This is a genomic window from Acinetobacter sp. SA01, from assembly GCF_011319235.1.
GTDB lineage: Bacteria > Pseudomonadota > Gammaproteobacteria > Pseudomonadales > Moraxellaceae > Acinetobacter.
The window spans coordinates 64,701-86,126 of sequence record NZ_WXXM01000005.1; the positions used below are offsets into that span (position 1 = coordinate 64,701).

The following is a 21,426-nucleotide window of genomic DNA, read 5'->3' on the forward strand; positions in this document are numbered from 1 at the left end:
TTAAGGTTGGGTCGTAGAAACCGCTGGTTTGGTCACGACTTTGGGTAAACGATTGGATGAAATCTGACGCACAATTTGCTGTGCCACATCATCAACAATCACTTGATTGAGGTACTTCTGTTCCTGATCATCCGTGTTTACCGTAGCCACATCATATTGATAGCTGCGTGAAGCTATGATGGCACGCGGTTCAGTAACCGGATTACCTTGTGCATCTTCAATACGGAAAGTCACGGTTAAGCGCAATAGGGTTTCCACCAGTTTGCCATTCAATTCATGACGCTGTGGGGTGTAATCCAGTACACGCAACACATAAGCATCGGGACTATTGCTCAGCTGAATACCTGTTGCACCCAAATAAATTGCAAGTTTTTCATGTAATTGTCCTGCATTATCCGGCAGTGCCAATTTCATTTTAGAATAAGCCACAGGAGCAGTTGTCGGGTTGGTCCCTTTTAAATGAAAGCCACAGCCCACTAAGCCTGCACTTAGACCACAAGTTAAAACAATTGCTGCTAAACGTTTGCCCAAATGCATGCGTTGTCCTCTGTATTGTTCTTCAAAGCAAAAAAGGAAGATCGAAAAATATGTAGTGATTGTATGTGCAAAGCCCGTTGATTGACAACGGGCTTTGTTTGGGAATTGTTTTATTCCTTATTTTTCCCTCTCCTTTCAGGAGAGGGTTAGGGAGATACCCTCATCCCAACCTTCTCCCTGAGCCATATATGGCGCAAGAGAAGGAGCTATAAGGATTCTTAAACCACCAAGTTCACTAACTTATTCGGCACCACAATTTCTTTCTTGGTTGGACCGGTCAAGAATTGTTGTACTTCAGGCAATGCTTTGGCTTGTGCCAAGATGTCATCTTTAGATGCATCCACAGACACTTCGAGCTTGCCACGAAGTTTCCCGTTGATTTGAACCACAATCGTTTGCGTATTACGTGTTAATGCAGATTTATCTACAGCAGGGAACGCAGCAGTTGTTAATTCAATACCAAACTGAGCCAATAAAGTCTGGCTTAAGTGTGGCGCAAATGGAGCCAATAAAGTCAGAAGTGTGGTGATGGATTCACGTGCAACCGCAACATCGTTGTCATCTTTCGCTTCGAACTTGTTGTTTGCATTTAACAATTCCATCATCGCTGCAATGGCAGTGTTGAAGGCATGACGACGTTCAATGTCATCACCCACTTTCTGGATGGTTTCATGGGTTTTACGACGCAAGTCTTGTGCAGCAGTAGAAAGCGCAGCTTTGTCGATGTTTGAAGCGTTGTTACCTTGTTCAAGGAAGCCCGTTGCTAAACGCCATACACGTTTCAGGAAGCGGTTTGCGCCTTCAACACCGGCATCCGACCATTCAAGTGATTGATCTGGTGGAGCAGCGAACATCATGAACACACGTGCAGTATCTGCGCCGTATTGGTCAATAATTGCTTGCGGGTCGATACCGTTGTTTTTCGATTTCGACATTTTTTCCTGACCGCCAACCACGACTTCTTGACCATCACCAGTGTATTTTGCAGAAAGCACACGACCTTTTTCATCTTTTTCCAGCTCGATATCCGCAGGGTTAAACCAGGTTTTCTTGCCTGATTCAGCTTCACGGTAGTAAGTATCCGCAAGCACCATACCTTGTGTTAACAAATTCGTGAATGGTTCGTTACCTTGTACCACGCCTTCATCACGCATCAATTTGTGGAAGAAGCGTGCATAGAGCAAGTGCAAAATCGCGTGTTCAACACCACCGATGTATTGATTCACAGGCAGCCAGGTTTGACCTGCTTCAGGTTTGACCATGCCATCTGTAAAGTCTGGAGATGCATAACGTGCATAGTACCAAGATGATTCTACGAATGTATCTAATGTATCTGTTTCACGACGTGCGTCGCCACCACAGCAAGGACATTTAGTCTCGTAGAACTCAGGCATTTTGTTCAATGGGTTACCTGAACCGTCTGGAACCACATCCGTTGGCAGTACCACAGGAAGTTGATCTTCTGGTACGGGCACTTGACCACAGGTGTCACAGTTAATCATTGGAATTGGACAACCCCAATAACGCTGACGAGACACACCCCAGTCACGTAGACGGAATTGAACTTTAACGTTGGCAAGACCTTGCGGCTCAAGTTTTGCAAGGAAGGCATCAAATGCACCCTGGAAGTCTAAACCGTCAAATTCGCCTGAATTAACCAGTTTACCTTCTTTAGAGCCGTACCATTCTTGCCATTGAGTTGCATCAAAGTCAGCATCATCAGCGCCTTTGGCATCAATCACTTGCTTGATGGTTAAGCTATATTTGTTGGCAAATTCGAAGTCGCGTTCATCGTGTGATGGAACCGCCATCACCGCACCTGAACCGTAAGACATGAGTACGTAGTTCGCGATCCAAACCGGAACTTCTTCACCCGTTACAGGGTGCTTCACAGAAAGACCGGTTGCCATGCCTTTCTTCTCGGCAGTGGCAAGATCGGCCTCTGCTACAGAACCCATACGGCATTCTTCGATGAATGCTTGTAATTCAGGGTTAGTTTCAGCTGCTTTTAGTGCCATAGGGTGTTCTGCTGCAACAGCAACATAAGTCACGCCCATTAAAGTGTCGGCACGAGTGGTAAATACAGTTAAACCATCTGCATACACTTCAGGATTCGCTGAAGGGAAGGTGATTTCCATCCCTTGTGAGCGACCAATCCAGTTGCGTTGCATGGTCAAAACTTGTTGTGGCCAACCGTCTTTTAAAGTTTCTAAATCGTCCAGTAATTCTTGCGCATAGTCTGTGATGCGGAAGTAGTACATTGGAATATCGCGTTTTTCAACCAATGCACCTGAACGCCAACCACGACCATTTTCAACCTGTTCGTTTGCCAAAACAGTCTGGTCTACAGGATCCCAGTTGACTGTTGAAAGCTTACGGTAGATCAGACCTTTTTTATACAGCTGAACGAATAACCATTGTTCCCAGCGGTAGTATTCTGGTGTACATGTTGCAAATTCGCGATCCCAGTCAATCGACAGACCGAGTTTTTTCAACTGATTACGCATGTAATCGATATTTTCAAAGGTCCATTTTGCAGGTGCAACCTGATGGGCAATCGCCGCGTTTTCAGCAGGTAGACCGAATGCATCCCAACCCATAGGTTGCAGCACGGTTTCACCTTTTAGACGGTGGAAACGGCTGATTACGTCACCAATCGTATAGTTACGCACATGACCCATATGCAGTTTGCCACTTGGGTAAGGGAACATCGAGAGGATATAACGACGTGGACCTTCTACAGTGTCGGCAACTTTAAAGGCTTTGCGAGATTCCCAATCCTGTTGGACTTGAGGCTCAATCGCACTGGCTTGGTATTCAGAGTCAATGTGAGTAGTCATATACGTAATACAAGAGAACGGTTAAAAAATTTAGCCCACAGCATAGCGCAAAATGCGATGCAATGTCAGTTTTCAAATCAGGATTTTATCTTCCTGAGCACCAGAAATGGAACTTTTAAACATATCATTTAATGATCTAATGTTTTTGAATTCGCAAGTTTCTCTTTGTTTTATAAATAAGCTGCTTTTATTGATGCGTGGATTTCTTGTTATGTGATCGCACCAAACATGCTTGCATAAGGATCTTTCTTATATGTTGTCTGGACAATGCTACTACTTTTTCAGCTTGTTCAGTTTTGTGTTGAAAGGTTGATATAAGTCTGGTCTCTATGCATGTTTCGGCGGAGATGCTTTGCCAGTATGCGTTGAATCCTTGGTATCCAATCCTTTATAAAAATCTTCAGCATGCCTGGATGGGGAAAAATAATATGAGGGGGCAATATTATTCGCAGCATCAACAAGCAGAAGTACTCATCTATTCATTACAGCGAATAAGGCTTAAGCATTTGCGACCCTTTTTCTAAGGTGAATATAGGGTTTTGTTATCGCTCTTTTCATCTTTATAGTTTTTTAGATTATCTAGAGTGATTACCGGTTCGTAATCACTCCTGGGCACAATATAATATTATTGGACTTTAGGTGTTGCAGGAATGCTGCCTTCTGGAATTACAGGAATTGTAGGATTAACTGGCTTATTTTCTTGAACAGTATTCTTGGACTCTTTCGAAGCATTATTTTCTTGAGTCGCAGGACTAGCAGAATGTGTCGTGCCATAAGTCTCCACTTTACCTTTCTTTTTTGCCGATTTTGGTGGTGGGGTGGTGGTGTAGTGCGTAGACCCTTTGGCATCCACCCATTTGTAATATTCTTTGGCAAAACTCGTGGTTGAGCTTAGACTGAAGCTCAGGCATGCAGCCATGAATGCAATTTTGATGAAAGATGATGCCATAATAATCAAGTCCTTATTGTCATAATCAGTTGGATAGAGTGTTGGGTAAATAGAACTCCTGATTGCTTCAGTATTTTATATGATCTTGATCGTTTTGCAGAGAAAAAAGATAAACTGCCCCAAAATGCAGATAAATGAATGATTAGGCAATCGTACTATTTGATCTTCATTTAATTAGAAAGATACTCCTTGATTCGTTACGGTGTTGTGAATCTGAATACAAAAATATATCCAGATACAAAATCAAAGTGTAAGAAATACATTTGAATTAATAAAAACATTTTTTAATAAAATAAATATTCATTCCATTTTATTATAATTTTTATATTTATTTTTTATGAAAATATTTTTTAATTATTTGAAAAATATAAAAAAGTTAATTTTTTTTTATTATGGTGTGCACTGCTAAAGACAAAACTAATGCATAAAAAATGAATAATTTAAAATTAAGCTATAAAAAGCTAATTTTTAAACTTGACTTTAATACTCGAAACCACAAAAATGCTGCTTTAGTTTTATATGCCTTAGATCGATCACCCTTCGAATAAGAGCCTTTTAGCAATGGACTTCTTCTCTAGCCGAGAAGCTGAACAAAGCCAACAAAATATGTTTATCCCAACATGTTTTAGACCTCATATTGCTCAAACAGCGACCAGGTCAGATTTTTTTCTTATTGCTATGAAAACTATGAAATTTGTGTGCTATAACAGAGCACACAGTGAATGAATGAATCACCACAAATGCCCTCCATTTGTGCGTGAAAAAAGATTAGGGTGAATCACGTTGGAACTTTTATCTGGTGGTGAAATGCTTGTTCGCGCATTGGCGGACGAAGGCGTTGAACATGTTTTTGGATATCCAGGCGGCGCAGTACTGCATATTTACGATGCGCTCTTTCAACAAGACAAAATTAATCATTACCTTGTACGTCATGAACAGGCTGCCGGTCATATGGCCGATGCTTATTCGCGTGTAACAGGTAAAACTGGTGTGGTACTTGTCACATCAGGTCCAGGCGCGACAAATACCGTAACGCCAATTGCAACGGCTTATATGGACTCAATCCCAATGGTGATTTTGTCTGGTCAGGTTGCAAGCCATCTTATCGGTGAGGATGCGTTCCAGGAAACCGATATGGTCGGTATTTCTCGTCCAATCGTAAAACACAGTTTCCAAGTGCGTCATGCCAGCGAAATTCCTGCGATTATTAAAAAAGCATTCTATATTGCTTCTTCAGGTCGTCCGGGTCCTGTGGTTGTCGATATTCCTAAAGATGCCACTAATCCTGCAGAAAAATTTGCTTACGAATATCCTGAAAAAGTGAAGATGCGTTCGTATCAGCCACCACATCGTGGTCATTCAGGCCAGATCCGTAAAGCAATTGACGAATTGATCAGTGCTAAACGTCCAGTGATTTATACTGGCGGTGGTGTGGTACAGGGTAATGCCTCAGCATTATTGACTGAATTGGCTCATTTATTGGGCTATCCGGTAACCAATACTTTGATGGGCTTGGGTGCATTTCCGGGCAATGACCCTCAATTTATCGGTATGTTGGGTATGCATGGTACTTATGAAGCCAACATGACCATGCACAATGCAGACCTGATCCTGTGTGTAGGTGCGCGTTTTGATGACCGTGTGACCAATAATCCGGCAAAATTCTGTCCAAATGCCAAAGTGATTCATATTGATATTGATCCGGCAACCATTTCTAAAACCATCATGGCGCACATTCCAATTGTGGGTGCGGTAGAGCCGGTACTTCAAGAGATGCTGGTACAGTTGAAACAAATGAATGTTTCAAAACCGAACCCTGAAGATATTGCAGCATGGTGGAAGCAAATTGATGAATGGCGTGCAGCACACGGCTTAAAAATTGTAGCCCCAACTGATGGCACGATGAAGCCACAACAAGTTGTTGCTGCTTTAGATAAAATTACCAATAGCCAGGCGATTATTACTTCTGACGTGGGTCAGCATCAGATGTTTGGTGCGTTGTATTATAAATACACGCGTCCACGTCAATGGATTAACTCAGGTGGTTTGGGAACCATGGGTGTAGGTTTGCCTTATGCCATGGCTGCGAAATTGGCATTCCCGGATCAGCAAGTGGTATGTATTACCGGTGAAGCATCGATTCAGATGTGTATCCAGGAATTATCAACATGTAAGCAATATGGCCTAAATGTGAAAATTCTTTGCCTCAACAACCGTGCCTTGGGTATGGTGAAACAGTGGCAGGATATGAACTACGAAGGTCGTCATTCAAGCTCTTATGTTGAATCATTGCCTGACTTTGCCAAGTTGATGGAAGCTTATGGTCACGTAGGCATCCAGATTAACCATGCTGATGAACTTGAATCCAAGCTTGAAGAAGCCATGGCCATCAACGATAAATGCGTATTTATTAACGTTATGGTTGACCGTAGCGAGCATGTATATCCAATGCTGGTTGCGGGTCAGTCGATGCAAGATATGTGGTTAGGAAAAGGGGAGCGCACTCAATGAGACATATCATCTCTGTTCTCGTAGAAAACGAAGCGGGTGCACTTTCACGTCTGGTGGGATTGTTCTCTCAACGTGGTTATAACATTGAGACTTTGAATGTTGCACCAACCGAAGACCCAACCATGTCGCGTTTGACGCTGACCACGTATGGTGATGATCATAAAATTGAACAAATCACTAAACAGCTGAATAAACTGGTTGAAGTGGTGAAAGTGGTTGATTTGTCTGAGGGTGCGCATATCGAGCGCGAACTGATGCTGATTAAAGTGAAATCACTTGGATCGGCACGTGCAGAAATCAAGCGTACTGCTGACATTTTCCGTGCACAAATTGTGGATGTAACCCCGACGACTTATACCATTCAGATTGCCGGTACAACTGAAAAGCTTGACGGTTTCATTGATGCGCTTGCAGAAAATACCATTCTTGAAGTGGTGCGTTCAGGTGTATCTGGCATCGCACGTGGCGAAAAAGTTTTAACAGTCTAATTTTTTAACACATTCTACTCATCGTGGAGATGAGGATCCAAGTCAATGAATACCAATAACATCATTGACCTGGATAAAAGAAAACATAAGCATTTAAGCGGAGACAGCAATGCAAATTTTTTACGATAAAGACGCAGACTTATCGATCATCCAATCTAAGAAAGTAGCGATCATTGGTTATGGTTCACAAGGTCACGCGCATGCGCTTAACCTTAAAGACTCTGGCGTTGACGTAACTGTAGGTTTACGTGCTGGTTCGACTTCTTGGAAAAAAGCTGAAAATGCTGGTCTTAAAGTTTCAGAAGTTCCTGCTGCTGTTGCTCAAGCTGACTTAGTCATGATTTTGACTCCAGATGAGTTCCAATCTCAACTTTACCGTGACGTGATCGAGCCAAACATCAAACAAGGCGCGACTCTAGCATTTGCTCACGGTTTCTCTGTTCTTTACAACCAAGTTGTGCCACGTGCTGACTTAGACGTAATCATGATTGCGCCTAAAGCACCAGGTCACACTGTACGTTCTGAATTCCAACGTGGTTCAGGTGTTCCTGATTTAATCGCGATTCACCAAGACGCTTCTGGTAACGCGCGTAATGTAGCACTTTCTTACGCTTCAGGCGTAGGTGGCGGCCGTACGGGTATCATTGAAACTTCATTCCGCGAAGAAACTGAGACTGACCTATTCGGTGAGCAAGCGGTTCTTTGTGGTGGTGCTGTTGAACTGGTTAAAATGGGCTTCGAAACTTTGGTTGAAGCGGGTTATGCGCCTGAAATGGCTTACTTTGAATGTCTACACGAACTTAAATTGATCGTTGACTTGATGTTTGAAGGCGGTATCGCGGACATGAACTATTCAGTATCGAACAATGCTGAATATGGCGAATACGTAACTGGTGTTGAAGTAATCAACGAACAGTCTCGTGAAGCAATGCGTAATGCGCTTAAACGTATCCAATCTGGTGAATATGCGAAAATGTTCATCCAGGAAGGTGCGTTGAACTACCCATCTATGACTGCTCGTCGTCGTCAAAACGCTGCTCATGGTATCGAAGTAACAGGTAACAAGTTACGTGCAATGATGCCTTGGATTCAAGCGAACAAAATCGTTGACAAAGAGAAGAACTAATTTTTTAGTTTAATCTTTAAAAAACCCTTGTTGATACAAGGGTTTTTTATTGTCTAAAGTATTTTTAGTTTTTTGATGAAGATCAGTCTATTAATAATTCGCAACAAAACACAGCGGCTGAGGATAGATCAAATGTAATTTTAAGTGTGATAGAGTAGACATAATTTATTGTTAAGTTTGGCTGAGTAATGAAAACTCAAATCCTGCTATGTCTTACCACTTTATCTTTTGCATGTTTAAGTTTTGCAGAAACAGTGCCTGTAACCAGGATTGATCACCTCAAATCTTTCACAAATGTTCGGGTCTCTATGCAGCGAATGTTGCGTTCAGATGATGGACGCTATTTTATTGATTTATATGCAGGAATCTGGAATCCACACGGCAAATTCCATGATTTGAACGAGCAAAAAACGATTGCTTTTAAAGGCTTGCAAAAAGGAGATCAGCTTAATCTTAAATCGGTAAGTGTAGAGGGGGAGGCAACAGCATCTGAAGAATATCAGTTAAATGGAAATTTAAATGCCAATACAGGACAGATGTCATCAGTTTTGATCACAGCAAAGAATAACGAAAGTATTCCAATTCAATTTGGGCCTGCATTTACAGCAGTAGAAAAGCCGCTGTTCATATTTAAATTTTATGGTCTTGAAAATGCCCAACAGCCTTATGGAAGAGCCTTAAAACAAGTGGATGTATGGAATAAAACGACCAATACAGTCGTTCAAAGTTTGTCAGGGTTTACTGCTAATCCCAAGAGTATTGGCTATATGGATATTAATCTTGATGGCTATTATGACATCGTGCTTTCAGATACTTCCAATGAACGAAAAATTGAAGATAAGCGCTTTATCTACTGGATGTATAACCCTAAAACCCATCAATTTCAACGCTCCCCCCAATTAGAAAATATTACTGGATTTCCAGCTATTCAGGGAGAAAAACAACAAATTGATTTCGGTTATGGGCAGGTCTATCAAGTAAAAGATGGCTTATTAAATCGGGTAGAAAATAATTGAAAAATATTTTATAAAATATTTTTTAAAAAATATAAATAAAAAATGAGTTTGCATTAATTATTATTAAAAGAAAAATATTTAATTGGATGAATGTTTATCTTATAAATTCCTTAAATATTTATGTGAATAATATTCTTTACTAAATGGTTATATGTCAAATTTTTATAACCATAAAATATTACATGTTGTATTAAATAAAGTAAGATACATTACGGTTGAGAAAACATTGGTATTAAATAAAAACAAGACTAAAAATAATTTTTTCGCCTTCTCTTTTTTATAAAAATAATTTATATAAGTTTTATTTCTGTTTAAATGGTTATTTTCTAAATGAATTTATTTTTTGATGGAATTTTGAATTAGATCTATTGCGCCTAAAGAACAGTATTAATGTTTGAAAAAGAAAGTAAAATTATCGATAAAATCACATATTTTTTAAATAATAAGCTGTAATTTACAAACTTTTGTAAATTATGTAACTTTATTTTAAGCTAGTGTAAGTTGAGATGATTTTAAAAATAATAATAAAATTAGTGATTTAGTTATTTTTATGTATTTTGAATATTATTTTATTGTTTTTTATTTTGAAATAATTGGAAACATTTCTAAATTGTATCATTTTATTTTGTATCGTAAGCTTATTATAAATATAGAATTAAAGTTGTAAAACAAATAAAAAACAAATATTAAAGTGGTGTATTGTGAATAATAACATTTTTGCATTTTTTAAAATTAAAGATAATAAGATAGGTCAACGGTTACGTAACCTTACTCACAATAAAAAGAGTTACATCGTAATCGTTAAAATAACTATACACACATATTCTTTTAAAAAAAGAAATGGAGAAAATCATGAATAAAATGACCCAAGCTGCATTAGCGGCATTAGTACTTGGCGTTTGTGCAACAGGCGTGTATGCGGAAGATGATTTGGCAAGAGGGATACCAACTCCACCACCACCTTCAGGTTGTGATGTAGATTGTAGTGGTAAAATTGATATTAAACTTAAAGTTGAACCGCATTGTGAACTACAAGTACTTACTCCTACTTTGACTTTACAAGATAAAGTGGGTGGCGATACTGCACAGGGCAGTTTCCGTGTTGGGGCAAATGCACAGTTTAAGATTGGTTTAACAACTGCAAATGGTTCTAAACTTAAAATGGGTGCTAATGAAATTCCTGTTACAATTACCACCAAACGTAATGGTACAACCACTATCCCTTTGAATGCGACAACAGCAGGTCAACCATTTACGCCAGGAGGGTGGACGCCTTATGATGTTACTGTTGTAAGTCCACAAGTTGGTGTATCTAAACCAGTAGGTACTTATACTGAAGAATTGCGAATTGCTGTTTCATTCTAATTTTTAATTAGAAATAAAAAAAGTTGGTATCACTTTATAGTGATGCCAACTTCACTATAAAAAGATCAAAATTTAAAAATAAAAAATAATAGGTAGGGGAAAATGAATAAGTTATTTTCGATGCTCGCTATTTCTATTGTGTTGGCATGTTCACAGACAATTTATGCAGGACTAAAAATTACGCCTATTCAACTATATATATCGGATGTCAAAAAACAGCGTAGTGCTACCGTTACATTAGATTATAGTGAATCTGATCAAGCTAAAATATTTGAAATTTCTGCCGTTAAATGGGGACAAAATGCAGAAGGGGAAGATGTTTTAGAGCCTGATAATTCCGTAGTGATTAATCCTAAAAACTTTGTATTACAACCCAATAGTAAGCAGATTGTTCGGGTAGGATTCACTCAAATGCAAGCCCCAAAAAAAGAAGAAACTTGGCGAATCATTTTTAATGAAATTGCACCTACTGTAAAAGAGTCAAAAGTTAATTTCCTGTTTAATATTTCTGTCCCACTATTCGTAGGGGTACAAGAAAAAGTGAAGCTAAATTTTAACCCTGTATATAATGGATCACAGCTTTCATTAAATGTGAAAAATAATACCAATACACATGTTCAAATTAAAAAAATAACCATTCTGGATGACAAGAAAAAAGAAGTTGCAGTCACTACAGATATGAAATATTTACTTAATAATCAGCAACAAAAATTTAATTTTGGTGAGATTAAGTTGGGGGATTTCAATAAATATAAATTAATTATTGAAACAGATAGAAGTGAATTGCCGATGGAATTTAATTTGTCAGGGTGAGGGGTTATGCAAAAAATCATATTGTTTTTGCCATGTATATTTTTAAATATAGTCCTACCTATTCAGCGGGTAAATGCAGAGGAGAACAATGTTTTTTTTAGTAACGTCTGGTTAAATGGTATAGATAAAAATATAGAAACATTAGTATTTGAAGAAGATAAAAAAATATATATAGAGTGCCAATCTTTAAATGCTTTAGAGTTGAAAGGAGATTATTTTCCTGTCCATCCCATAAAAAAAGAGTTTTGCTTGGTTTCACTGAATCCAGCTCTTGCTGAAATAGATACACATGTACAGTCAGTAAAACTAACAGTACCCGCAGAGTATTTTCAAGCTAAAGAAATAGATCAAGAAAAATTGATTATGCCTAATAGGGCAGCTTTGGGTGCTTTTTTAAATTATGATCTTTTTTATGAGCAGACTTCACAGGATGACCAATTTAATTCATTAGCAGAATTAGGGGTGTTTAAAGATTATTGGTTATTTCAAAATTCTACGCTTATACGAAATTTAACTGAGAATGAACTGGCTCTGGCACCAGAAGAGGTAAAACAAGAAAAAATAGTTCGTCTAAGGTCCGCTTTTGATCTAGATTTTCCTGATAAGTTTTTAAGTTTAACCGTGGGTGATACCACCACTATTTCCAACCCCTTCGTTAATTCAGTACGTTATGGTGGTTTAAGTTTTGGAACAAATTTTACAGATCGGCCTGACTATATTTATTGGAATATGCCGACTTTAAAAGGAAGCGCTGTTTTACCCTCAACTGTGGATTTATATATTAATGGGGTGAGTATTTCTCAACAAAGAATTACTCCGGGGAATTATACTTTACAGCCTGGTGCATTGATTCAACAATCTGGAGATGCTCAGGTAGTGGTAGAAGATATTTTGGGTAATAAAACAGTCCAGAGTTTTCCTGTATATATTAATAATAAACTGCTTAAACCTGGGTTAAATGAATATAATATTTCTTTAGGTAAGATTAGATATAACTATGATCTTCAAAGTAATGATTATAGGGAATTTTTTTCTAATATCTATTTTAGGCGGGGTATAAGTAATTTAACTACTCTTGGGTTTAATGCTACATATAGTGAAGAAGTAAAGAATCTGGGTTTTTTATGGACTCAAGCGATTAGTAAATATGCATTATTAGACGCTTTTATTGCAGGAAGTGATAGTAGTGATGGATCTGGCTATTCGGTAGGTGGCTCGATTAATCGTACTGTAAATAATATTTACTTGGGTTTTAGTGGGCAGTATTCCACTGATAATTATAAAACTTTGGGCTATAGCAATGAAGTACTTATTCCAAAATATGATTATATTTTTTATTTCAGTATGTATGATTTGCCAATAATAAATAATTTTAATTTAAATTATTTAGAACGAATTTATTATGAAAATGATAATTTTAATATTTCAGATAGCCGTATATTAAATCTAAGTATTTCTAAAATGCTGCGTTCAAATCTTTCATTCAGTATTTCAGGCTTTAAAGAGTTTGCTGGTGATAAAAATTCTGGTGCATATTTATCTTTAAACTATAGCTTAGGTAATAACAAGAATGCTTACTTCTCTCATTCAACAGATAATGAAACAAGGGTGCAATTTGTCAAAGCATCTCCAGCACAAACTGGGTTTGATTATGTTTTGGGGGCAAATCAGCGTCGTGGAAATTTAGCTTATCAAGCTGCGGGTTTATTAAAATCAAATGTAGGTGATTTACGTGTTCAATTGGACCAATCTGATGAATATGAAAATAATCAGGTGATTTATCGCGGGGCTATTGTCTGGTTGGGTGGAAAAGTAGCATTAACAAAATCTGTTGATAATGCATTCGCTTTAGTTAAAGTTGAGGATTCTCCAGAGATTGATGTTGCAAGGTCATTATCTCCTGTAGGAAGCACCAATAAAGATGGCTATGTGTTTGTACATAATATTATTCCTTATGTGCCCTATGATATTTCGTTTGACCAAAATCAGTTAGCAATTGAAGATGCATTTGATTATTCGAGCCAAAAAATGATTGGCTTAAATCAACGGGGCTATATTCTAGATTTTCCTGTATATCATACCCAACAAGTCATTTTGCGTTTATTGGATCAAAATAATCAACAGATGCCTCGTACAAGCGAAGTATATATCAATGGTGAAGAGAGCCAGTATTTCCCTGTGGATGCCCAGGGTAGGGTGTATTTATATGGATTAAAACCGAATAAATATCGGTTTTTAGCGAAAGCCAAGGGTGGCGAGACATGTCAGGGTACTTTTGAGGTGTCAAATCAGAACCAAAAAGCGCTAGAGCAGTCAGTTATGGATGTTATTTGTCGCTAGAAAGGGTTATTACAATGAAAAAAATTATCATGGTCATTTTACTCTATGCAAATTGTGCTTTCGCTTATGCGGGGCAATGCTATTTAAATGCTATATCAGAACCGGTCATGCATTTGGCAGATTATTATCATAGTTTTGCTGCAACTTCCTTTAAAGTCTTTTGTGACCAGTCCTATGCAATTAAATTTAGCAGTCAAAATTTGCGTAGCTCGGATGGTTCGAGTTATGTATCAAATGGTACTTACCGCTTGAAAACCCGAATGAATATTTCGGGCCCTGTGAGAAATCAGTGGAATGTGCCTCTTTCCCAGTCGGGAAATTCAAAAGATAGTAAATATGTCATTGCGGTACGATTGGAAGAACAGCCTTCTATACGTACGCCAGTTGGCATATATAGCGATGTAATATACGTAAACCTATTATTTTAATTATTTTATATGCTAGCGAAGGACTGGTCTGTAATTGAACGTAAACGTAAAACTGAAAAGAGCTGTTTAAAATAGCTAGCTTTGGAAGAGGAGCGTGTTTTTATTGGCTGTTAGCATTATACAACGTTTCAATAAACAGTCATCTAAGAATCATCAAACTGAAAGAATTAACATCTAAGCTAAATCTAAAATAACGATATAGGTGCTGTATGGCAAATTTGTATGCGAGCAACCTGCTAAGACAACAAAATTTTCCAGAAAATTTCCAATTTTATTTTAAAAAAAATAAGCAAGACCGCATTTTTGATGATGTCGCGATACTCACTGGGTTAATTCGCCCACGGCTGAAAATTGCCATTGTGACAGAAACCTGGTCTCCAGAAATTAATGGCGTGGCACTGTCTCTATTGCAACTCTGCAAGGGTTTGCAGAAACAGGGCCATAAAATTTTACTGATTCGGCCGGAACAAAAGCAGCTGTGTGATCAATTTTTGCCAAATCAGCAGTGTTTAGTCAAAGCTCAGGCTATTCCTCAATATCCAAGCTTGCAATTTGGCTGGCCACAATTTTTAAAAGTTTCTCAGGCATTGGATCAGTTTGCACCAAATGTTGTGCATATTGTTACAGAAGGACCATTGGGATTAAGCGTTTTGCAGGCAGCGAAGACAAAGGGCATACCTGTTTCAAGTGCCTTCCATTCACCTTTTCAAGAATTTAGTCGCTATTTCGATTTAGCCTTTTTAATTAAGCCCATTCAGCGTTATTTACGTTGGTTTCATAACAATACACAACTGACCTGTATTCCCAGTAAAGATACGGAATATATTTTAAGAGAATTTGGCATTTGTTGTCCTTTGGTTGTGGTGGGGCGTGGCGTGGATGTTACGCATTTTTCACCCCAACATTACTCCAGCATTTTACGTCAGCAATGGCAGGCACCACCGAGTACTCAGGTCATGCTTTATGTGGGACGGTTGTCACCTGAAAAGGAAATAGATGTTCTGGTTCAAGCCTATCTCTCCATGAAGAAAAATAACCCGGATATCAAACTGGTGATTGTGGGTGATGGTCCGGAGCGTGGTCGTCTCGAAATATTATGCCAAGGACATGATGTTATTTTTACAGGAAATTTATCAGGTCAGAAACTTGCTCAAGCTTATGCAAGTGCAAATGTTTTTGTGTTTGCCAGTCAGGTTGAAACCTTTGGCAATGTGGTGCTGGAGGCCATGGCAAGCGGTTTGCCAGTGATTGCCTATAATTATGCCTGTGCACATTTGCATGTTAAACACGGCTTGACAGGTTGGTTGAGTTCTTTGGGTGATAAGACAGGTTTTATGCAGTCAATGTATCAGTTGCCGAGCAATCAGCAATTGAAACATATGGGACTGGAAGCTCGAAAGGCCGTGCAACATATAGGTTGGCAATATCCAGTGCAACAGTTTGAGCAAGCACTGTATACGGTAGCGATGGAGACAGCAATGACATCCTAAATTTTAAGCGACAGCTTAAAGGAGCATCATCATGGATTTAAAAAAAGCAAAAATAACGATGTTGGATCTGGATTTAAAAGGTTGCTTGTATTTGAATAATTTTTCACATTCACATACGGTAGCCCACTTTTTTAAAATAATCAGCCGTTTTGGTAATGGTTTGTTCTGGTTTATTATGCTCGCTAGTCTATGGGTGCTGGAAGGGGTATTTTATATTGTACAAGTGTTATATCTGCTGGTTAGCGGATCTATAGGTACCGTAATTTATAAAATCTTAAAACAAAAAACGGTACGTCCTCGACCTTATCAAGTACATCAGGTGATTCGATTGCAAGAACCGCCGCTCGACCATTTCAGTTTTCCTTCTGGTCATACCCTGCATGCTGTTATGGCCAGTACAGTCATGGGTTATATTCAGCCCATGCTATTGATTTTGATGTTACCTTTTACCATTCTGGTGGCGATATCGCGGATGGTATTGGGGCTACATTATCCGAGTGACGTGCTGGTAGGCGCATTGATTGGTGCCGTGATTGCCAGTGGCATTATTGAGAGTGCGCCTTTTTTTAATATCATGTTATAAAAATGCAGCTGATCAATCAGGAAAATCACGCGATTTTTCCAAAATTTGCTAAAGTATTGCCACTGATTTGAACATATTAGGAATAGCCATGGGTTTGCGTTGGACAGATACTATTGATATTGCGATTGAGCTTTCTGAAGCACATCCAGATGTGGATCCGCAATGGATTCGTTTTACCGATTTGCATGCCTGGGTATGTGCATTACCAGACTTTAGTGATGACCCAACCAAATCGACTGAAGGTTTGCTGGAAGGAATTCAAATGGCCTGGATTGATGAAGTGCGTTAAGCGCTACATCGAAAAAAGCAATTTTTTTACATATCAAAAGCAGAAAAAAGCCCATTATTCGGTATAATGCGGCAAATTTTCATGTCAACAATTGACTTAAGGAGCCAATCAATGGCTATTGAACGTACTTTATCTATCGTTAAACCAGACGCAGTTGCTAAAAACCACATCGGCGACATCTTTGCTCGTTTCGAAAAAGCTGGTCTTCAAATCGTTGCAACTAAAATGAAACACTTGACTCAAGCTGAAGCTGAAGGCTTCTATGCTGAGCACAAAGAACGTGGTTTCTTTGGTGACCTGGTTGCATTCATGACTTCTGGTCCAGTTGTTGTTTCAGTTCTTGAAGGCGAAAACGCAGTTCTTGCTCACCGTGAAATCCTTGGTGCAACTAACCCTAAAGAAGCTGCTCCTGGTACAATCCGTGCAGACTTCGCTGTAAGCATCGATGAAAACGCTGCTCACGGTTCTGACTCTGTAGCATCTGCTGACCGCGAAATTAACTATTTCTTCGCGCAAACTGAGATTGCTCCACGTACTCGTTAATACGCAGTATTCAAGCCAGATAAGTGTTATTATACTTATCTGGTTTTTTTATTCTCTGAATAATCCTCTGCTCAGATATTGAGCTTCTCCTTTCATCTTTAGGCATGGTTTAGGTAATACACATGAGTACTGAAGTAGTCGCTACATCAGCAATTTCTGATGCACAGCAACCATCTCCATCCGCTCCGACGCAGCAAAATTCTGTGGAAAAAGTGAACTTACTTGGCATGTCACGTCCGCAAATGGAAAAATTCTTCGAAGATATGGGCGAGAAGAAATTCCGTGCTGGGCAGGTGATGAAATGGATTCACCAATTTTTCGTAACAGATTTTGCTGAAATGACCAATATTTCTGGCAAACTGCGGGAAAAACTGGAAAAAATTGCTGAAATTAAAGCACCGGAAGTGGTGCATAAAAACTATTCCAAAGATGGTACCCGTAAGTGGGTGTTCCGTGTCGGCGATGGTGATGGTTCTCTTGTTGAAACCGTGCTGATTCCGGCAGAAGACAAAACCGGTTCTCGTAAAACCCTGTGTATTTCTTCACAGGTCGGCTGTGCACTGGACTGTTCATTCTGTTCTACGGGCAAACAGGGTTTCCAGCGTGATTTAAGCCAGGCTGAAATTATAGGTCAGCTGTGGATGGCAAATTATTCCTATATGGAAGATGTGCCTGTGGCAGAGCGTGAGCGTTCTGTGACCAATGTGGTGATGATGGGCATGGGTGAGCCATTGTTGAACTACGATGCCGTGCTGAATTCCATGCGCATCATGCTCGATGATTTTGCTTATGGTATGTCAAAACGCCGTGTGACCTTGTCGACTTCGGGCGTGGTGCCAAAAATTGACCAGTTGGCGCAAGATATTGATGTCGCCTTGGCGATTTCATTGCATGCCACCAATGATGAGCTGCGTAACGAACTGGTTCCAATCAATAAAAAATATCCATTGGAACAATTGATTGCAGCTTGTCAGCGCTATATTGGCAAAGATGGCAATGAAAGTTCACGTAAACACGTGACCATTGAATATGTGATGCTGGATGGCGTGAATGATCATCCTGAGCATGCACAGCAAATGATTAAGCTGCTTAAAAATTTACCCAGCAAAATTAACCTGATTCCATTTAATCCGTTCCCGCATGCACCTTATGGGCGTTCCAGCCGTAACCGGATTATTTCTTTCCAAAAAACTTTGTCTGATGCCGGTTTTGTGTGTACGATTCGTCAGACGCGTGGTGATGATATTGATGCCGCGTGTGGACAGTTGGTTGGACAAGTTGCTGACCGTACCCGTCGTGCGGAACAGTGGAAAAAGAAAGTGGCGCAGCAGAATGAGATTCTGCGCACTCAAGGATAATAAAGGGGATGTCAATTGAGAAAGCCCACATATAAATTAGCTTTTATTACAACAATTTGTATGTCCGCAATTTTTGTTGCTGGGTGCCAAGCACCAGCAACAATCGGGAAAAAAGATCCTGAGAAGGCAGTGAAAGTTCGCACTCAATTGGCGGCAGAATATATTAAGTCGGGTGACCTGGATTCAGCAAAACGTACTCTGGATCAGGCACTGGAAGTAGATTCACGTGATTCAACAGCAAATATGATGATGGGGGTTTTACTGCAACAAGAGGGCAGTAAAATCAGCATGGACAAAGCAGAGAGCTATTTTAAGCGCGCGATTTCTGCTGATCCGAAAAATGCACAAGCGCGTAACAACTACGGTACTTATTTGTATCAAATTGAGCGTTATAATGACGCGCTTGAACAACTCAATGTGGCTGGAACTACATTGGGCTATGAACAACGCTACAGAGCATTGGAAAATGCGGGACGGATTTATTTAAAGCAAGGCGATATGGTGAATGCTGAAAAAACATTCAAACAGGCTCTGCAAGTAAATCGTGACTCTTATGTTTCAATGTTAGAGTTGTCAGAAATTTTTTATCTCAAACAGCAGACCGCTGCTGCAACACAATTGTATGAACAGTTTGTGCGCAGTGTTGGTCAAAAGAATCAAGGTGCGCGTGCGCTTTGGATTGGTATCCGAATTGCGCGGGCAAATAGCGACCCAATGGGAACGCAGGTGCTTGTCAATCAGTTGCGCGCGCTTTTTCCCGAGAGTCCGGAATACCAACGTTATCTGCAATTACAGTACAGTACTGAGGCCGTATGGAAGTAAATCCTAATTCACCGCAATCGAATGGTTCAAGCGTAGTACCCACTGCGTTAGGAAATGTTCAGCGTCCAGGCGAGTACTTACGTCAAGTTCGAATTGCACAAAAGCGTGAATTAAGTGAAGTGGTCAAAGATTTAAATATCCCTATAAAGACTTTGACTGCTTTAGAACAAGATGATTATAAGTCTTTGCCAGAAGCGACCTTTATTAAGGGTTATTATCGTACCTATGCGAAGTACCTGAAGGTGGATGCAAGTTCTATCATTCAACGTTTTGATGAAATTTATCAAAATGATACAGGATTGTTGCCCAATCATGCCTTAAACAATTCACCAATTAAAATCATGGGTAAGCTACCGGGTTCTAATCGTGATCGTAACAAGAAATGGTTAAAACGTATTCTGCTTGCTTTGGTGGCATTGATTGTTATCGCCGCTGTTGTGATGGGGATACAAAACTGGTCATCCAGCAAAGATGCCCAGAGCCCTGAAGCAGCACCTGCCGAATCCGATGTGCAGGTGCTGAATCTGGATAACTCGACTGTGGTTTCGGGTGACCAGCTTGAGCTAGAGTTTAGTCAGCCAACTTCTGTGCATATTGTAGATTCAACGGGTAAAGTGCTGGCAACAGGCCGTCAGGCATCTAACTTGAAGCTGAATGGTGAAACCCCTTTCCAGATTCGTCTGGATGATGCAGCAGCGGTAACGTTGAAGTTAAACAATGAAAATATTGCATTGTCACCTTATACCGTCAACGGAAAAGCAGATTTCCGTTTGTCACGTTAATGAGTCAAGAATAGAGCGATAGCAATGATTGAAAATCCGATTAAGCGCCGTCCCACTCGTAAAATTCGTGTCGGTTCTGTGTATGTGGGTGGTGATGCCCCAATCAGCATCCAGAGTATGACCAATACCGAAACCTGTGATGTTGCTGCAACTGTTGCACAAATTCAGCGTTGTGTGGATGCAGGTGCCGATATCATGCGTGTTTCCGTACCCAGTATGGAAGCAGCGGCAGCATTCGGTGAAATTCGCAAGCAGGTAAATGTTCCGCTGGTGGCTGACATTCACTTCGACTATAAAATTGCTTTAGCGGTGGCGGATGCGGGTGCAGACTGTTTACGGATTAATCCGGGCAATATTGGCTCGGAAGCAAAAATTCGTGAAGTGGTGGCTGCGGCGAAACATCATGACATTTCTATGCGGATCGGGGTGAATGCCGGTTCACTGGAAAAAGATATCCAGAAAAAATATGGCGAACCAACCGGTCAGGCATTGCTTGAATCGGCCATGCGTCATATCGATATTTTAGACCGCTTAGACTTCCATGAGTTTAAAGTGTCGGTGAAAGCTTCGAACGTATTCTTGACTATGGATGCATATCGTCTTTTATCTCAACAGATTGATAATCCACTGCATTTAGGCGTGACCGAAGCGGGTATCTACCGTACCGGTTCAGTGAAGTCGGCGATTGCGCTTGGCGGTCTGCTCATGGAAGGCATTGGCGATACCATGCGTATTTCGCTGGCGGCCGAGCCTGAAGAAGAAATCAAGATCGGTTTTGATATTTTAAAATCACTGGGTCTTCGTTCCAACGGCATTAACTTCATTGCCTGCCCAAGCTGTTCACGCCAGGAATTTAACGTAATTAAAGTGATGCAGGCACTGGAAGAACGTCTGGAAGATATTCGTACTCCAATGGATGTATCCGTGATTGGCTGTAAAGTGAATGGTCCGGGTGAGGCCAAAGAAGCCGATATTGGCGTAGTAGGTGCAAGTCCGCGTTCACTGGTGTATCGTAATGGCGAGAAAAGCCATTTAATCGATACCAATCAATTGGTTGATGAAATCGAATCTATGGTTCGTCAACGTGTTTCCGAGCTTGAAGAAGCTAAATCTAAAGAGATTATTCGCACAGGTTTTTCTGAGTAG

19 protein-coding genes are annotated in these 21,426 nt (G+C 39.9%); 16 read left to right on the forward strand and 3 right to left on the reverse strand.

Annotation, left to right across the window (positions count from 1 at the left end; translation table 11 throughout):
* The 3 genes from lptE to GTU69_RS06745 form a co-directional block, all read right to left on the reverse strand.
* Positions 1-537: an LPS assembly lipoprotein LptE gene (gene lptE, locus GTU69_RS06735; protein ID WP_166169215.1), complete on the reverse strand. Its 537-nt coding sequence runs from the start codon at positions 535-537 to the stop codon at positions 1-3.
* Positions 538-755: 218 nt separating this feature from the next.
* Positions 756-3,377 (reverse strand): leucine--tRNA ligase, encoded by a 2,622-nt coding sequence (gene leuS / locus GTU69_RS06740; RefSeq protein WP_166169217.1) that lies wholly within the window; start codon positions 3,375-3,377, stop codon positions 756-758.
* Between the two features lie 625 nt (positions 3,378-4,002).
* On the reverse strand, positions 4,003-4,326 hold the full coding sequence (locus GTU69_RS06745) for a DUF4124 domain-containing protein (protein WP_166169219.1): 324 nt from the start codon (positions 4,324-4,326) through the stop codon (positions 4,003-4,005).
* 783 nt (positions 4,327-5,109) lie between these two features.
* Here GTU69_RS06745 and GTU69_RS06750 point away from each other — a divergent pair.
* From GTU69_RS06750 to ispG, 16 genes are all read left to right on the forward strand, one after another.
* Complete coding sequence (locus GTU69_RS06750) at positions 5,110-6,837, forward strand: acetolactate synthase 3 large subunit (protein ID WP_166169221.1); 1,728 nt, start codon at positions 5,110-5,112, stop codon at positions 6,835-6,837.
* The gene (gene ilvN / locus GTU69_RS06755) at positions 6,834-7,325 is read left to right on the forward strand and encodes an acetolactate synthase small subunit (protein ID WP_086195356.1); all 492 of its coding nucleotides are present in this window, start codon (positions 6,834-6,836) and stop codon (positions 7,323-7,325) included. The genes GTU69_RS06750 and ilvN overlap by 4 nt, the downstream gene beginning before the upstream one ends.
* Positions 7,326-7,434: 109 nt before the next feature.
* Positions 7,435-8,451, forward strand: a complete 1,017-nt coding sequence (gene ilvC / locus GTU69_RS06760; RefSeq protein WP_086195357.1) for a ketol-acid reductoisomerase — start codon at positions 7,435-7,437, stop codon at positions 8,449-8,451.
* A gap of 188 nt (positions 8,452-8,639) precedes the next feature.
* Positions 8,640-9,467 carry a hypothetical protein gene (locus tag GTU69_RS06765; protein ID WP_166169223.1) on the forward strand — a complete coding sequence of 276 codons (828 nt, stop codon included), beginning with the start codon at positions 8,640-8,642 and terminating at the stop codon, positions 9,465-9,467.
* Positions 9,468-10,319: 852 nt separating this feature from the next.
* A complete protein-coding gene (locus tag GTU69_RS06770; RefSeq protein ID WP_086195359.1) occupies positions 10,320-10,832 on the forward strand; it encodes a hypothetical protein in 513 nt (170 codons plus the stop codon).
* A 102-nt stretch (positions 10,833-10,934) separates the two neighbouring features.
* Complete coding sequence (locus tag GTU69_RS06775) at positions 10,935-11,645, forward strand: fimbria/pilus periplasmic chaperone (RefSeq protein ID WP_166169225.1); 711 nt, start codon at positions 10,935-10,937, stop codon at positions 11,643-11,645.
* Positions 11,646-11,651: 6 nt separating this feature from the next.
* Positions 11,652-13,985: a fimbria/pilus outer membrane usher protein gene (locus GTU69_RS06780; protein ID WP_166169245.1), complete on the forward strand. Its 2,334-nt coding sequence runs from the start codon at positions 11,652-11,654 to the stop codon at positions 13,983-13,985.
* Positions 13,986-13,999: 14 nt separating this feature from the next.
* Positions 14,000-14,413, forward strand: a complete 414-nt coding sequence (locus GTU69_RS06785; protein ID WP_171263149.1) for a hypothetical protein — start codon at positions 14,000-14,002, stop codon at positions 14,411-14,413.
* 209 nt (positions 14,414-14,622) lie between these two features.
* Complete coding sequence (locus tag GTU69_RS06790; protein ID WP_166169246.1) at positions 14,623-15,903, forward strand: glycosyltransferase family 1 protein; 1,281 nt, start codon at positions 14,623-14,625, stop codon at positions 15,901-15,903.
* A gap of 31 nt (positions 15,904-15,934) precedes the next feature.
* Complete coding sequence (locus GTU69_RS06795) at positions 15,935-16,486, forward strand: phosphatase PAP2 family protein (RefSeq protein WP_166169247.1); 552 nt, start codon at positions 15,935-15,937, stop codon at positions 16,484-16,486.
* Between the two features lie 88 nt (positions 16,487-16,574).
* A complete protein-coding gene (gene iscX / locus GTU69_RS06800) occupies positions 16,575-16,775 on the forward strand; it encodes a Fe-S cluster assembly protein IscX (RefSeq protein WP_092819025.1) in 201 nt (66 codons plus the stop codon).
* A 111-nt stretch (positions 16,776-16,886) separates the two neighbouring features.
* A complete protein-coding gene (ndk, locus tag GTU69_RS06805) occupies positions 16,887-17,318 on the forward strand; it encodes a nucleoside-diphosphate kinase (RefSeq protein WP_086195365.1) in 432 nt (143 codons plus the stop codon).
* A gap of 122 nt (positions 17,319-17,440) precedes the next feature.
* On the forward strand, positions 17,441-18,676 hold the full coding sequence (gene rlmN / locus GTU69_RS06810; RefSeq protein WP_166169248.1) for a 23S rRNA (adenine(2503)-C(2))-methyltransferase RlmN: 1,236 nt from the start codon (positions 17,441-17,443) through the stop codon (positions 18,674-18,676).
* A 60-nt stretch (positions 18,677-18,736) separates the two neighbouring features.
* Complete coding sequence (gene pilW / locus GTU69_RS06815; protein ID WP_166169250.1) at positions 18,737-19,498, forward strand: type IV pilus biogenesis/stability protein PilW; 762 nt, start codon at positions 18,737-18,739, stop codon at positions 19,496-19,498.
* Positions 19,489-20,280 (forward strand): helix-turn-helix domain-containing protein, encoded by a 792-nt coding sequence (locus tag GTU69_RS06820; protein WP_166169251.1) that lies wholly within the window; start codon positions 19,489-19,491, stop codon positions 20,278-20,280. Before pilW ends, GTU69_RS06820 begins: the two co-directional genes overlap by 10 nt.
* A gap of 24 nt (positions 20,281-20,304) precedes the next feature.
* Positions 20,305-21,426 (forward strand): flavodoxin-dependent (E)-4-hydroxy-3-methylbut-2-enyl-diphosphate synthase, encoded by a 1,122-nt coding sequence (gene ispG, locus GTU69_RS06825; RefSeq protein WP_086195369.1) that lies wholly within the window; start codon positions 20,305-20,307, stop codon positions 21,424-21,426.

Coding starts and splice junctions, on each gene's coding strand:
- GTU69_RS06765 (WP_166169223.1), top strand. CDS start 8,640: ATGAAAACTCAAATCCTGCTATGTCTTACCACTTTATCTTTTGCATGT.
- lptE (WP_166169215.1), bottom strand. CDS start 537: ATGCATTTGGGCAAACGTTTAGCAGCAATTGTTTTAACTTGTGGTCTA.
- ispG (WP_086195369.1), top strand. CDS start 20,305: ATGATTGAAAATCCGATTAAGCGCCGTCCCACTCGTAAAATTCGTGTC.
- iscX (WP_092819025.1), top strand. CDS start 16,575: ATGGGTTTGCGTTGGACAGATACTATTGATATTGCGATTGAGCTTTCT.
- leuS (WP_166169217.1), bottom strand. CDS start 3,377: ATGACTACTCACATTGACTCTGAATACCAAGCCAGTGCGATTGAGCCT.
- ndk (WP_086195365.1), top strand. CDS start 16,887: ATGGCTATTGAACGTACTTTATCTATCGTTAAACCAGACGCAGTTGCT.
- GTU69_RS06775 (WP_166169225.1), top strand. CDS start 10,935: ATGAATAAGTTATTTTCGATGCTCGCTATTTCTATTGTGTTGGCATGT.
- rlmN (WP_166169248.1), top strand. CDS start 17,441: ATGAGTACTGAAGTAGTCGCTACATCAGCAATTTCTGATGCACAGCAA.
- GTU69_RS06785 (WP_171263149.1), top strand. CDS start 14,000: ATGAAAAAAATTATCATGGTCATTTTACTCTATGCAAATTGTGCTTTC.
- GTU69_RS06790 (WP_166169246.1), top strand. CDS start 14,623: ATGGCAAATTTGTATGCGAGCAACCTGCTAAGACAACAAAATTTTCCA.
- ilvC (WP_086195357.1), top strand. CDS start 7,435: ATGCAAATTTTTTACGATAAAGACGCAGACTTATCGATCATCCAATCT.
- GTU69_RS06780 (WP_166169245.1), top strand. CDS start 11,652: ATGCAAAAAATCATATTGTTTTTGCCATGTATATTTTTAAATATAGTC.
- GTU69_RS06770 (WP_086195359.1), top strand. CDS start 10,320: ATGAATAAAATGACCCAAGCTGCATTAGCGGCATTAGTACTTGGCGTT.
- GTU69_RS06820 (WP_166169251.1), top strand. CDS start 19,489: ATGGAAGTAAATCCTAATTCACCGCAATCGAATGGTTCAAGCGTAGTA.
- GTU69_RS06745 (WP_166169219.1), bottom strand. CDS start 4,326: ATGGCATCATCTTTCATCAAAATTGCATTCATGGCTGCATGCCTGAGC.
- GTU69_RS06795 (WP_166169247.1), top strand. CDS start 15,935: ATGGATTTAAAAAAAGCAAAAATAACGATGTTGGATCTGGATTTAAAA.
- pilW (WP_166169250.1), top strand. CDS start 18,737: ATGTCCGCAATTTTTGTTGCTGGGTGCCAAGCACCAGCAACAATCGGG.
- ilvN (WP_086195356.1), top strand. CDS start 6,834: ATGAGACATATCATCTCTGTTCTCGTAGAAAACGAAGCGGGTGCACTT.